The organism is Paraburkholderia sp. Ac-20340, from assembly GCF_017104965.1.
In the GTDB taxonomy this organism is placed as follows: domain Bacteria; phylum Pseudomonadota; class Gammaproteobacteria; order Burkholderiales; family Burkholderiaceae; genus Paraburkholderia.
Window position 1 is genome coordinate 221,526 of the sequence record NZ_JAAGPR010000002.1, and the last position, 13,678, is coordinate 235,203.

Annotated in this window: 10 protein-coding genes; all 10 read right to left on the bottom strand. The window is 62.8% G+C overall.

Features of this window, described 5'->3' with window-relative positions; translation table 11 throughout:
• Positions 1-59: 59 nt before the first annotated feature.
• The gene (locus G3N59_RS04005) at positions 60-1,199 is read right to left on the bottom strand and encodes a glycosyltransferase (RefSeq protein WP_205981252.1); all 1,140 of its coding nucleotides are present in this window, start codon (positions 1,197-1,199) and stop codon (positions 60-62) included.
• Positions 1,196-2,080, bottom strand: coding sequence for an NAD-dependent epimerase/dehydratase family protein (locus tag G3N59_RS04010; protein WP_205981253.1), 885 nt, complete (start codon positions 2,078-2,080; stop codon positions 1,196-1,198). Before G3N59_RS04010 ends, G3N59_RS04005 begins: the two co-directional genes overlap by 4 nt.
• A gap of 1 nt (position 2,081) precedes the next feature.
• Positions 2,082-3,113 carry a GDP-mannose 4,6-dehydratase gene (gene gmd / locus G3N59_RS04015; protein WP_205981254.1) on the bottom strand — a complete coding sequence of 344 codons (1,032 nt, stop codon included), beginning with the start codon at positions 3,111-3,113 and terminating at the stop codon, positions 2,082-2,084.
• Positions 3,114-3,157: 44 nt separating this feature from the next.
• Entirely contained in the window at positions 3,158-5,728 is a 2,571-nt protein-coding gene (locus G3N59_RS04020; RefSeq protein ID WP_205981255.1) for a glycosyltransferase family 1 protein, read from the bottom strand.
• Positions 5,712-7,466, bottom strand: coding sequence for a glycosyltransferase (locus G3N59_RS04025; protein ID WP_205981256.1), 1,755 nt, complete (start codon positions 7,464-7,466; stop codon positions 5,712-5,714). The genes G3N59_RS04020 and G3N59_RS04025 overlap by 17 nt, the downstream gene beginning before the upstream one ends.
• Positions 7,467-7,520: 54 nt before the next feature.
• Complete coding sequence (locus tag G3N59_RS04030) at positions 7,521-8,741, bottom strand: glycosyltransferase (RefSeq protein ID WP_205981257.1); 1,221 nt, start codon at positions 8,739-8,741, stop codon at positions 7,521-7,523.
• Positions 8,738-9,853 (bottom strand): UDP-N-acetylglucosamine 2-epimerase (non-hydrolyzing), encoded by a 1,116-nt coding sequence (wecB, locus tag G3N59_RS04035; protein WP_205981258.1) that lies wholly within the window; start codon positions 9,851-9,853, stop codon positions 8,738-8,740. The genes G3N59_RS04030 and wecB overlap by 4 nt, the downstream gene beginning before the upstream one ends.
• Entirely contained in the window at positions 9,850-11,427 is a 1,578-nt protein-coding gene (locus G3N59_RS04040; RefSeq protein ID WP_205981259.1) for a polysaccharide deacetylase family protein, read from the bottom strand. The genes wecB and G3N59_RS04040 overlap by 4 nt, the downstream gene beginning before the upstream one ends.
• The gene (locus G3N59_RS04045) at positions 11,424-12,812 is read right to left on the bottom strand and encodes a phenylacetate--CoA ligase family protein (RefSeq protein WP_205981260.1); all 1,389 of its coding nucleotides are present in this window, start codon (positions 12,810-12,812) and stop codon (positions 11,424-11,426) included. The genes G3N59_RS04040 and G3N59_RS04045 overlap by 4 nt, the downstream gene beginning before the upstream one ends.
• 83 nt (positions 12,813-12,895) lie before the next feature.
• A complete protein-coding gene (locus G3N59_RS04050; protein ID WP_205981489.1) occupies positions 12,896-13,675 on the bottom strand; it encodes an ABC transporter ATP-binding protein in 780 nt (259 codons plus the stop codon).
• Positions 13,676-13,678: the final 3 nt, after the last annotated feature.

Here is a 13,678-nt window from a genome sequence, read left to right on the forward strand (position 1 = left end):
GCTTTCAGGAGTGGGTTGATGCGTTCATCCGGCACGCCAGGCGCCCGGACGACGCCCGATCAGCCTGCTCGCCGCGCGCCGGCGACTTCCTCGTACAAGGCGGCGTACTTGTCGCCCAGCGCAACATCCGAAAACAGCCGCTCATAGCGCTCCCGCGCTGCGGCGCCCATGGCGCGCGCCCGGCTTTCGTCGTTCAGCAGCGTGTTCACGGCGGCGGCCAGTTCATCGGGCGTCTCAGGGCGGACCACGAAGCCCGTCACACCATGCTCGTTCACATACGAGGTGCCCGTGCCGATCTCGCAGCACACTAGCGGCTTGCCGAACATCGCGGCTTCCACGAGCACCATGCCGAAAGCTTCCGAGCGCAACTGCGACGGCAGCACGAGACCACGGCAACGCTGCAGCAGCGCCTGCTTTTCGACGTCCGAAACTTGCCCGGCGAACTGCACGTTGGTGACGCCGCGCTCTTTCGCCAGTTGCTGAAGCCGCTCCATTTCCGGCCCCGAGCCGGCGATCACGATACGCGCGGGAATCGAAGGCGCCGCCTCGATCAGCGTGTGCAGTCCCTTGTAGTAACGCAGCACGCCAAGCGCAAGAAAAAACGGTTCATCGCCGAGAGCAAGGCGCGCGAGCACATCGGATTCACCTGCGTCGCCGGCTTGCGTGGCGTAATCCGCGATACCCAGCGGAATCACCCGCACGCGTTCGGGACTGACGAACTGCGTGAGCACCGGACTCGTTTGCGCATAGGCCGGCGAAGTCGCCACCACAGCCGACATCGAATCCAGCATGCGCCGCATCAACGGTCCATACAGCGCACCCAGCAGCCGTTGCCGCACGACGTCCGAATGGTAGGTCATGACCGCCGGCTTGCTGCGCTCGCCGAGCATGCGCAGCACATCGCCGAACGGCCAGGGAAAGTGAAAATGCAGCACATCCGCCCACGCCGCCCCTGCCCGGAACTGCTGCAGCGCGTCCAGCCCGCCCAGATCGCACGAGGCCGGCGCGGCCCACGATTTCGAGCGGTCGACGCGCGCTTCGGGAGACTCGATGCTACGCGGCGAAGGCGTCGGCGACAGCGTGAAGATGCGCGGCTCGACGCCGCGCTCACGCGTCGCAAGGCAGATCTGGCGGATGGCTTCCTGCAGACCGCCCGGCGGATCGGGGAAGTACGTGCGGTAGACGTGCAGCACCTTCATGCTTGATACATCCAGCGCAAGGTGTCCTCGAGGGAAATGCGTTCGAGCGGGCCAATCGCGGCTTCGAGCTTTTCGTTGGAGCCGCGCAGATAGCGCACTTCGCCGTGGCGCACGAAGGCCGGATTCACCTTGACCTCGATGCGATAACCGGCCATGCGCTCGAGCATCTCGATCGCTTCGCCCAGGCTATGCGCCGTGCCCGAACAGACGTTGTACACCTCGCCGGTGCCCGGCAGCGCCAGCAGCTTCGCGTAGGCGTCCACGACCATGCGCACGTCCGAGAAGTCACGCGCGACATTGAGCGCGCCGAGTTCGATTTCCGGCGCACTGCGACGGAAATGATCGACGAGCTTGGGCAGCACGAAACGCGGCGACTGGCCCACGCCCGTGTAGTTGAACGGCCGCACGAAGGTGATGGGCAGGCGATCGGCCCAGAGCCGCGCCATGTATTCCATCGCCACCTTGCTCACGCCATAGTCGTTCGCGGGCGCCGGCGGCACGGCTTCGGTCAGCGGATCGATCGCCGTATTGCCGTAGATGTTCGCGCTGCTCGCGATCATGATGGAGCGCAGGTCGTTACCCGACTCGGCCAGCGCATCCAGCAGATTGCGCGTGCCGACGACGTTGGTGCGATACATCGTATCGACGTCGCCGTGCGCCACGAACGCGATCGCCGCGAAGTGCACGACACAGTCGGGACGCACCGTGTCGATCACTTCCGCGATCGCGTCGCGGTCGAGCAGATCGCACTGATACAGCCCCGCCTCCGGCGCGCCCTGACCATGCGTCATGCCGCTGACCTGGTAGCCCTCGCGACGCAACCGCTCGGCGAGATAACGACCGGTGAACCCTTGTACGCCGGTAATTAAAACGTTCGGCATATCAGAACGAAGCGCCCTTCTCGTTGCGGCGCAGGTCGGCTTCGACCATCATCGCGCACAGCTGTTCGAGCGTGGTTTGCGGCTTCCAGCCGAGTTCGCGCGTGGCTTTTGCCGGATCGCCGATCAGCAGGTCGACTTCGGCCGGGCGATGGAATTTCGGGTTGATGCGCACCAGCGTCTTGCCGGTTGCGGCGCACACGGCCGTTTCCTTCTCGCCTTCACCGCTCCACGTCACCGTGATGCCCGCGGCCTTGAACGCCATCGTCACGAAGTCGCGCACGGTTTCCGTACGGTTGGTCGCCAGCACATAGGTGTCGGGCTTGTCGGCCTGCAGCATGCGCCACATGCCTTCCACGTATTCCTTCGCGAAACCCCAGTCGCGCTTGGCGTCGAGGTTGCCGAGTTCGAGCGTATCGAGCAGGCCGAGCTTGATCTTCGCAACCGAGTCCGTGATCTTGCGCGTCACGAATTCGCGGCCGCGCAGCGGCGACTCGTGGTTGAACAGAATGCCGCTGCAACCGAAGATGTTGTACGACTCGCGGTAGTTCACCGTGATCCAGTGCGCGTAGAGCTTGGCGACGCCATACGGGCTGCGCGGATAGAAAGGCGTGCTTTCGATCTGCGGCACTGCCTGCACCTTGCCGAACATTTCCGAAGTCGATGCCTGATAGAAGCGGATCTTCGGATTGACGACGCGAATCGCCTCGAGCAGGTTCAGCGGACCCACGCCGGTGATCTCGACGGTCGTGACCGGCTGGTCGAACGACACGCCGACGAAGCTCTGTGCCGCGAGGTTGTAGACCTCGGTTGCGCCGGTGGTCTGCAGCAGACGGATGCTCGACGAGAGATCGGTCAGATCGTATTCGACCAGATGCAGATTCGGATGATTCTGGATGCCGAGTTCCTCGATACGCCAGAAGTTCACCGAACTGGTACGACGGTAGGTGCCGTAGACCGTATAGCCCTTTTCCAGCAGCAGTTCAGCGAGGTAAGCACCGTCTTGGCCGGTGATGCCGGTGATGATTGCGATCATAAAAAACTCGACAAAAAAATTAAGCAGTAATGGGGTGAATCAGATCACGCGTTGTTTGCGTGGTTCGTAGAACGCGCATCCAAACCGATCTGCTCCAGAAGTTGCGCAGTGCTCTGCGCCCAGGTTAGCCACGGCATGCCGCTGGAGTCGGGCACATTTCCGAGGCGCGACAGGTCCAGCCAACGCTCGATGGCGTCTGCCAGATCCACGCCCTCGTTGGCTTTGAACCAGTAAGCGTGCGCGCCCGCGACTTCGCGGAACACGGCGATATCGCGTGCGACGATGGGCAATCGATGCTGCGCGGCCTCGATCAGCGGCAGTCCGAAACCTTCGTATTCGGAAGCCGCGATCAGTGCCGAGCTGGCGCCATAGACCTGCCCCAGATACTCATCGCTGACACCGTTCAACCAGAAAAGACGCTTGCCGAGTTGCGCATGCGTAGTGATGCGCTCGACCATCGACTCCATCTGCCAGCCGACCTTGCCGACGATGACGAGATTCACGTCGGCGCCCTTCGCCCACAGATGATCGAAGGCGTCGAGCGTTTGCGCATAGCCTTTGCGCGGCTCGATCGTGCCGACCATCAGGAAGCTCGGCCGCTCGCCGATCGCGCCCAGCACGGCAGGCGCGTCGTCGGGAAGGCCGCGCGTCGGCACGCTGCTGTCGATATCGGCGCCCAGATGGAAGTGGGTGATTGCCGGCACGCGTCCATGGGCTTGGCGCTGCTGCTCGAACCAGTGACGCACGTCGACCGCGACGGCTTCGGAAATGCACACGAGGCTGTCCGCTTCGGCAGCAAGGGCATCGATCCAGTGCGTGAAGGCGAGCGTCATGCCTTCGGTATGCCAGCGGCGATCCATCAACGGCGTCAGATCGTAGACGACGTAGTGGATATGCACACCGGTCTTGCGCATGTGCTGCAGCGTCTGGGTGAACGCCGGGAACAGATGCGCGGTCAGATCCAGGCCAACGAAAATATCCTGTGCGCCGAAGGTGACCGGCACATCCTGTACGTTTTCGTCCGACTCGCCAAGGAAGCGCTCAATGAACTTGTTCGCGTATTGCAGTCCCTGACCGTCCGGCGTGTAGACCGGCTCGACCCGGTATCCCGGCGGCGGATTCTTGAGCAGTTGCAGCAGAATGCTGCGCACCACGCGCTGGATGCCGGACTTGGCATCGCGCATCACCAGTTCCGAAATATCGACGAACAGCTGGCGCTCGCCATTGAAGGTGCGCACCAGCTTGTTGTTCGCGTCCACGGCGCTGCGCAGCTTGGCCAGATCGCCCTCTTCCGGCGTCAGCGAATCCTGTTGCGCGAGATGCGCGACGATCGCGTCGTAGTTGCCATCCTTCGGCGCCGCCGGCTGTGCACGGAACGCCACGCCGTCTTGCGCAAACGCCTTTTCCAGCGCGTCGAGGGCGAGCACAGCAGAGCGTTCCCAGCTAAATCGCGCGGCCGCCGTGAGGCAATGCTCATGCAATTTCGCGAGGAACTGCTCGTCGGTGAGTGCCTGCTGCATTGCACGCGTGATATCCGGTACGGAGCGCGGATCGAACAACGCGTCGTCGCGGCCAACCACTTCAGGCAGGCTGCTGGTATTCGACGCGATCAGTGCGGCACCGCAAGCCATGGCTTCCAGCACAGGCAAACCAAAGCCTTCATACAGCGACGGGAACACCGAAAGGCGGCACAGACCGTACAAGGCCACCAGATCTTCTTCTGGCAGATAACCCGTGAGTCGCAGTTCCCGCTCGCTCAGACCAGCCGAGCGCGCCTTGTCGACGAGAACCTGGTGCATGCCTTCCGGCAAGCGGCTACCGATTACCAGTTGGAGATTGGCGCGCAAGTCAGCAGGCAACGCTGCGTACGCCTCGATCAGACGATCGAAATTCTTGCGCGGATCGAAACCGCCGGGCACGTAAAGCACGAAGGGCGAACTGATGTCGTACTTTGCCAGCACCTGTTTCGCGGCCTCTGCGTCCAGGTTTGCCGGGGCGAATTCGCTGGTAATGGCCGCCGACACGTTGACGACGCGGTCTGCCGGGACGTCCAGCTCCGTCATCGCTTCCTGGCGCGAATAGTCCGAGATGGCGAGCATGAAGTCCGAGCGCTTGAGCGCCGCGAACTTGCTCATATAAAACTTGCGATACTCCGGCGAAGCGAGATACACATCGCTCATCACGTACGGGATCAGGTCGTAGAGCGTGACCGCCGTGGGAGGCGTGCGCAGCCCGGACGCGACGCCTGTGTTGGCCTCGTCTCCCCAGCCCTCGAACAGGCTGGACAGATGGACGACGTCGGGCTGCAGCGCCGCCAGCACCTCCTCGCGCGCCAGTTGCGCGGCCTGCTCGCGCCATTCGCCGCCCGCGCTCATCGCAGCCGTATTGGGCGGACACGCGTAGACCAGGATGCGGTCCTGCGTCAGCATTTCCGCAAGGGCATTACGCAGAACGGGCACCGTCTCCGGAAACTTACCGTTCAGGACGACGTACAGTTCATGGCCGCGACGTTGCCCTTCGCGCAGCATCGCGCGCGCAAGCGACAAAGAATACCGACCGATACCACGAAACCGGCTTTCACATTGAGCTGATTGGAGGTCAATTACTATTCGCATCTTCGCGTTTCTCCCGGTATTCAACCTCTGTCTGTCGTGCAGTAAACGTGCACGCACCAATGGCCACACCCAGCAGCCGTTCCCCGTTTTGCATGGTGTTTTCCGGCAGCGTGACGCGAAGGGTGACTTCGACATCGTCCTCGCCTGCTGCCGCTACTGCGTCCAGCTCAAATCCGCTCCAATCCGCGCCGACCTGTATCCCGGTCTTCCATGGCGCGCCATTCATGTCGATATCGACCGTAGCCGCGCTCAGCGCGTGCCACAAAAAGTGCAATTGACCCGGCTTCATGCGGAAACTGCATTGCGTGCCGGTCCACACGAAATAGCGGAAGGGGTCCGATTCTATGGAAAAGAAACCCTCGCTCCGAGCCATCAGTCGCGACAGAACGACCGCTTCTTCAAAATTCGCCGCGTGGGAATCCTCGAACGACACGTCGCGCAACGCCAGGCCGCGATCGTCGATCACGCTGCCGTCCGTGCGCCGAATGTTGTCGATTGTCACGCGACTGAGCGCGTCGTCCCCTGACTTCGGAACCACGATCTGGAACGGCTTCCAGTGTTGCGCGATCTCGACCTGGCGGGCAATCAGCTCGCCGTTGACACTGATGTCTGCCGTACCGCCTGCTTCCATCCGCCATAGACCACTGATGATACCGGGCTCGCTATCGAAATGCGCAAATCCACGGGTCCATGCAAATGCCGAAGCTCCGTCGCGCTCCATCGTCCGGAAGCCGCCTGCCACGGGCGCACTGGCCGGGCTTTCCAGCAGTTCTTCATAGACACGGACCAGATCGCCGACCACGTTGTTCCATGTGTAATTGGCGCCCGCGACGATATTGGCGAGCGCGGCGTGCTTGCGGCCTTGCGCGCAGCCTTGAGAGATTGCCTCGCTGATGCCGTCGATATCGTCCCAGCTCACGTATTGCGCGCCGTCACCGAAGTATTCGTACGTGCAGCCTTCGTTCGTCACCACGATCGGCGCACCGCATGCGAACGCTTCCAGCGCGGCGAGGCCAGGCGTTTCGAGCGTGCTGGGCAGTGCGAAGACCGAACAGGCCGCATAGGCCGAGCGCAGCTCGTCCGCATCGTGCGGGATCGGCCCCAGATACTTGAGCTGGTCGCCGCCTTCGGCGAAGCACTGCTCGGCGTATTCGGTATCGCGAATATGCCCGGCCAGCACCAGCTTCAATTCCGGATGCTGCTTCATCGCGCGGATCAGATTGAGCTGGTTTTTCCGCGGCTCGATGTTGGCGACGTTTAAGACGAAATCCTCAGATATCTCAAATTTTGTGCGAAAGATTTCCGCATCGGTTCGCACGAGAAATTGACGGTCGATGCCGTTGTAGACCGTGGCGAACTTTTCCCGCTCGATATTGAAAACAGTCGCCAGCAGATCGCATTCCGCATTCGAATTGCATACGACCCGGTCGGCCAGAACGAAAATCAGGCGGATCTCGTCGTACGGATAGTTGTCCTTCGTCTCTTGCGTGATCCACAGATTGGGCGACACCACCAGCGGCATGCCAATGCGCTTGATGAAGTTGCAGAAATGCAGCGACCCGCTCATGCACGAAAAAAAATGCACGAGACCGTGGTCCTTGAATTTCGGCGCCCACATGTCGAGCAGCGTGACATCCACGCTGTGTTCCGGCAGATGCCGGTGGTATTGCATAAGCTGCACTTCCCCACCACCAGGAGTGTGAAAAGCCATCGGGTAGGTGTTGAATAATACTTTCATGGGGAATTCGTGCTGTTTGACAGGTCTATTTATCAGCTGATTATTAAATACTACTCATCGTCCAGCGATGGTGCCCAAATCGATGTGCTCCAGCATCCGGTCGATGCGCGCATCCCAGGTATTATCACCCACGAACGCACGTGCCTCGCCCGCGCTCAGGCGGCCTCGGCCCAGCTGCTTTTCAATGGCGGCCACGAAAGCCTCTGGCGTCTCGCCCACTTCGAGCCCCTCGAAGTTGCCGCTCGTGAAATCGAGCGGCGTCGAGACCACCGGCAATCCAGCCGCCAGATATTCAAAGAACTTCATCGGAAACATTGAACGGGTGTAGCCGTTCAGCAGCGTCGGCAGCAAGCCCACGTCCGCGCCGCGCAGGCAGTCCGGCAAGTCCTCATAGCGCCGGTAGCCCAGAAAATGCACGTTGGGCAGCGCCTTCAGGCGGCCGACCCATTCGCTGCGCTGCCCTTCCCGTTCCTCGCCGATAAAGATCCACTGCCACTGCGGGCGCAAACGCGCGGCCGCATCGATCAGCGCAAAGTCGACCTTGAAGTCCGACAATACGCCGTGATACACGAGGCGCGGCGTGCCCAGCGCGGCAATCTGCGCGGGCACCGGCCGGTTCGCATCCATCGCGCGGCCGAAATGTTCGGTATCCACAACGTTCGCGAAGAAATGCGTATTCGCGTTAAAAGGCGCGCATTTGTCGCGCAGCGCGCCCGCCGTCGTGAACACCGCATCGCAACGCGTCAGCAGTTGTTGCTGCTCGGCGTCGAAAGCCTCGACGTCCACGCCCGGAATCGCGGCCAGATCGTCTACACAGTGATAGACCATCGCACCGCGTTGCAGATGCTGCACCGCATCGAGCATGAACGGATGGTAGGTCCACACGACCGGATCGTTGAACCGCCGCTGCTTCGCAAATCGCTCGATGCCGCGCCGCAACAGCCATTGATTCAGACGGCGGATCATCGGCCGATGATGTGCCGCTGGCAACATCAGCGGCGAGAGCACCCAGATGTTCGGATCGCGCTGCGGCGGCGCGAGAAAGTTCGAAACGAGGCCGCTCCACAAACGCCGCGCGATGCGCTTCCAGTCCTTGCCGCTCGCGATTTTCGGCGCGCGCAGGCCGGGACTTTCTACATACAGCACACGCCAGCCGCGACGCGCGAGCGCCTGCGCCGTGTGCTGCTTGTTGGTCCAGTAAGGCTCGTCCCAATCCGCAGTGGAAAACAGAATACAGTCTCGCGGCGCACTGTCATGCCGATCCTGCCCGCTCACCCGCGCGCCTCCGCCGCGTCGAGCAGACCGGCGACGATACGTTGCGCGGCGTGTCCGTCGCCATACGGATTCGCACGATTACGCAGCGCCTCGCGCCGCGCGGGATCGTCGAGCCACGCGCGCGCGGCGGCTTCGATACGCGCCGGGGTCTGCCCCGCCAGCGTCGCGAAACCGGCATCGACGCCTTCGCGCCGCTCGGTGTGGCTGCGCATCACGACGACCGGCACGCCAAACGTTGGCGCTTCTTCCTGAATGCCGCCCGAGTCGCTGAGCACGAGCTCGCTCTTGCTGATGAGATAGAGGCTCGACTCGTAATCGACGGGGTCCATCAGACGCAGATTGGCGACTTCGCCTAGCTCACGCATCACCGGCTCGCGCACCGCCGGATTCAGGTGCACGGGAAATACCCAGCGATGGCCCGAATACTGCCCGCACAGGTCCTTGAGCATCTGGCAGATGCCGCGCAAGGTATCGCCGAAATTTTCGCGGCGATGGCAGGTGACGAGCACCTGGGGCGTGCCGTCGGCGGCCCAGTCCGATTGCGCGAGCGCCGGCGGCGCCGAAGCCCAGTTGCGGCGCGCCAGTTCGATCGCATCGACGACCGTATTGCCCGTCACGATGATGCGCGCGTCGTCGATACCTTCGCGCAGCAGGTTTTCGCGCGAGAGCGCCGTCGGCGCGAAGTGCCGCGTGACGATCTGCGCGAGCAGACGGCGGTTGGCTTCCTCGGGAAACGGATTGGCGAGATCGCCGGTACGCAGCCCGGCTTCCACGTGCGCCACCGCAATGCCGCGATGAAACGCGGCAAGACCCGCGCAGTACGCAGTCGTGGTGTCGCCTTGCACGACGACCCAATCGGGACGCTCGCGCTCGAGCACGGCGTCCATCTCTTCGAGAAGCCGCGACGCGAGAATGTTCAGCGAACGGCCGGGACTCATCGTATCGACGGTCACGTCGGGCGTAATGCCGAACGATCCCAGCGCCTGGTTCAGCATTTCGCGATGCTGGCCGCTTGCGCACACGATCGTCTGAGCAACCGGCTGCAGCGCGCGAATCACGGGCGCGAGCTTGATGACTTCCGGGCGCGTGCCGAGTACGACCATGATCCTCATCGTGCGAACCCCTCCGTGCCTGCAGCGATACGTTCGCCGCGATAGTCGAGCGCGAACGGCAGCGTGCTGGCCGCCGCTTCTGGTGCGACGAAACGGAACTGCGCGCCATCGTCGACGATCTGGCACGCGCTCTTCGTCACCAGAAAATCGAGCGCGGCGTTTTCGTCGAGGAACAGCGGCCGGAGCGCGCGCGCGCGAATCCAGGCAATCAACTGCTCGTGGGCGCCGATGCGCTCTTCTTCGGTGCGCCAGCCGTACTGATAGCGCGGCGAAAACGGATGATCGAGATAGCCGAACAGCGTATTCGTTTCGAACGCGAGATCGAACGCTTCCTTGAACACCGCGAGCGGATCGCCTTCGGCGAGCATGCAATCGCCATGCAGCATGGTCTGCTGGCTATGGCCGATAAAACCTGCGGGCATGTTCGCGAGCGCGCCGCCGCGCGCGATCAGGAACTCCGGATCGTTGCGGATGATGCCGCCCACACAGCCTGCATAGCCGACATCGGCGAGTGCCTGCAGGGCGTAATCGGGGCTTTGATGAAACGGCGAAACGGCGTAGCGCACACGCTCGCCCGACACGTCCGCGATGCGCTGCATCGATTCCGCGCCTTCGTTGAGCGCAGCTTCGTAACTGCCGCCCCAGTTGGGCGCATGCGTGGCGGTGTGCGACAGCAACGCCGTGCCGGATGCCGCAGCGAATTCGCGCAGCATCGCGTAATGCGTATCGTCGTGCAGATTCGAGGTGTGGATCGCCAGCGAGAACGGCACGTTCAGGCGCTGGTACGTCTGCCACAGCGGGCGCGCCGATTCGATATCCTCGTCGCAATCGAGGCGCGACGTGATCGCCGCATCGTAGCCAGCGGGAATCTCGCTCACCACGGGCTGGCACGGTAGCGCTTCAGCGCGATGCCCCGACAGGAAGTTCTCGACGAGACGCCATTCGAACGAGTCGCACGGCCCGACATCGCGATTGAACCAAAGCACGCTCGCGTTCGGCAGATCGAACAGCGCGGCGTAGGAGAAACAGCGCTCGCCGCCGATTTCGACCGAGGCCAGACGTGCGGCTTCGGGCACGTCGACAGGCTCGCGCACGGACCAGATCGAGCCGTCCGCGCGCAATGCGCCGTAGCCGAGGTTGTTCCATTCGTCGGTGAAGTCGAAACGCTCGAACGGACGGCGCCACGCGCGGCCACCGAGCGCAGCAGCCTGCGCGGTATAGACGACGCTCGCCGCGCTCTGCGCGTATTGCCGCGACGCGGCAGACGCACTACGAGCGGAGTTATCGAATTGCTCGGGCCACGTGCGCGCGGCGCAACCGAGCTTCTGTGCGAGCGCGTGCGGCAGGCGGCCGAACACGACGAGCTTGGATGCGCGTGTTTCCAGCCACGCGACCAGCGCATCGCCCCAGGCGTCGGGTGCATCGACGGCAAACGCCAGCGCCGGTGCGCCGCTTGCGCCCAGCGCCGCGCGTGAAAGCGCATTGGCCTGCGTGCGCGTCACCGAGCGCCGCACGGCGGCAAGCACGATATTGCCAGCCTGCGCCGCCGGTGCGGGATAGAAGACGCCGATCATGCGGTCACCACATGACGGAATTTCGCGCGGCGGCCGACGCGAACGAAGGCATCGTGGCCGACGTATTCGATCGTGAACGCGTCCTGCCAGTAGTGGCGCAGCTTGCGCGTGGTGTCTTCCTCGGTCGCGTGCGGTTCGAGCACGATGCGCAAGGTCGGCGGCGAAGTCCGCAGATCGATCTGGAACTCCTGAATCCCGCCGACGCGATGGTCGAGCATGTCCTGAATGTGGTGCGTCGGGTGCGCGACGCCGTTGATCGGCACGACGTCGTGAATGCGCCCGACCACATTGGTCAGGAAGAAACCATTGGCACGTTCTTCGACACGGGCGAGATCGCCGGTCGCGTATCGGATCAGCGGCATGAGGCGGTTGCGATAACCGGTCAGCACCAGTTCGTGCGCGCCATCGGCGCGATCGCCCGCGCCGGCCGGACGGCTCTCCGGCCAGCCTTCGGAATCGAGAATCTGGAAGCCGTTGTCGTGCCCATCGACTTCATACGCGAGCACGCCGAGTTCGGCGAGACCATAACGGTCGATGACGCGGCAACGCAGCGCGCGCTCGATGACTTCGCGTTGATGCGGCTCCAGCATTTCGCCGCTCGACTCGAATACGGCGAAGGCCTTGTCGCTGCCGTATTTACGCTCGATGTAGCAGGCCAGCGCGTACATCGTCGACGGATGGCCGTGCGCGAGCCAGGGCTTGCGCCGCTTGAGCGTGCGCCACATTTCCTCGAGCCCCGCATCGTCGATACGGTCGAAGAAGATGTTGCTGCGGTTCATCGCAAAGCATTTGAAGTCTTCGCGCGACGGCCACTGCGGCACGACCGCATCGGGGAAACGGCAGGCGAAATGCAGCTCGGAACGATAGCCATGCTTGCCGATGCGCTGGCGTGCATAGAAGGTCACCGCCGACGAATAATCGGCCGCTTCCTGATCGTAGAAGATCGTGCAGGACAGGCCCGTCGAGCCGCCGGTCTTGCAGGCGTGATGGCGCACTTCTTCGAGCGGACGCGAAAAGAGCCGCGCGCCCTGCTCGCGAATGATGTCCTTGGTCAGGAACGGCAGTTCTTCGAGATAACGCGGGTCCCTGGCTGCCTTGAGCGGATCGAACTGCTTTTCGCGGAACAGGTCGCGGTAATACGGCACGTGTTCGCCAGCGAATTGCAGGATGTCGCCCAGACGCGTCTGCGCAATGGCGCGACGCTGTGCGAACGGCTGGCGATACCAGCTGCGCAGTTCCGCCACTTTCGGGCGCACATTGCGCTGCTCGCGGCTCTCGGCGATCGGATAGGCGACATAGGCGCCCAGCATCCCCTTCAACAGCCGGAAGGGTTGATGCAGGAACAGCGACTCGCCGTAACGGACGAAAGGATGATCAGCGCGCATGGAATACATGCCTTATTCGAGCCTCAGATGGCGAGCTTGGGGGAAATGAACGGCTTTTTGCTGCGGCGCAACAGCCGAAGCTGTCACGCGGCAGAACGCGTGTCTGCGGACGCCGGCTGGGACGCTGGCGCGACATCGGCCTTGAGGACCGGTTCGTCGGCAACGATCTTGCCGTGTTCGAGACTGATCTTGCGCGTGCAGACGCGCTCCACCAGCGCCGGTTCGTGGCTCGCCACGACGACGATCGACGCGTTGCCAACCAGCGTTTCGAGGCGCTGCGCGGCTTTCGCCTTGAAGTCCGCGTCGCCCACGCTCAGCCATTCGTCCATGATCAGGATGTCGGCTTCGATGCTGGTGGACATCGAGAATGCGAGGCGCAGCATCATGCCGCTCGAATACGTGCGAACCGGCAGATTCAGATAGTCGCCAAGATCGGAAAAATCGGCGATTTCGTCGATCTTGCTGCGAACACGCGCCGGCGACAGGCCATCCAGAATGCCGCGCAGATAGATGTTCTCGAAACCGGTTGCGTCCGGATCGAGACCCATCGACACGTCGAGCAGCGAGGCGATCCGGCCACGCACCTTCAGTTTGCCGCGCACCGGCTCGTAGACGCCAGTGAGCGTGCGCAGCAGCGTGGTCTTGCCCGAACCGTTGTGACCGACGAGACCGATACGCTCGCCGTCCGAAAACGTGAAGCTCAGTTCGTCGATCGCACGCACGATCGTGTGACGGCCGGCGTCCTGGCCGATCCGGCCGCCCGTCGTCAGATTCAGCATCGCCTTCTTGAGCGAGCGATGCGAATTTTCGTAAATAGGGAACTCGACTACGATCCCTTCAGCTGCAATGGTCGAACTCATGATGAT

What these genes read in the sequence shown, in the direction of transcription:
- G3N59_RS04005 (WP_205981252.1), bottom strand. Translation starts at nt 1,199, where the DNA reads ATGAAGGTGCTGCACGTCTACCGCACGTACTTCCCCGATCCGCCGGGC.
- G3N59_RS04010 (WP_205981253.1), bottom strand. Translation starts at nt 2,080, where the DNA reads ATGCCGAACGTTTTAATTACCGGCGTACAAGGGTTCACCGGTCGTTAT.
- gmd (WP_205981254.1), bottom strand. Translation starts at nt 3,113, where the DNA reads ATGATCGCAATCATCACCGGCATCACCGGCCAAGACGGTGCTTACCTC.
- G3N59_RS04020 (WP_205981255.1), bottom strand. Translation starts at nt 5,728, where the DNA reads ATGCGAATAGTAATTGACCTCCAATCAGCTCAATGTGAAAGCCGGTTT.
- G3N59_RS04025 (WP_205981256.1), bottom strand. Translation starts at nt 7,466, where the DNA reads ATGAAAGTATTATTCAACACCTACCCGATGGCTTTTCACACTCCTGGT.
- wecB (WP_205981258.1), bottom strand. Translation starts at nt 9,853, where the DNA reads ATGAGGATCATGGTCGTACTCGGCACGCGCCCGGAAGTCATCAAGCTC.
- G3N59_RS04040 (WP_205981259.1), bottom strand. Translation starts at nt 11,427, where the DNA reads ATGATCGGCGTCTTCTATCCCGCACCGGCGGCGCAGGCTGGCAATATC.
- G3N59_RS04045 (WP_205981260.1), bottom strand. Translation starts at nt 12,812, where the DNA reads ATGCGCGCTGATCATCCTTTCGTCCGTTACGGCGAGTCGCTGTTCCTG.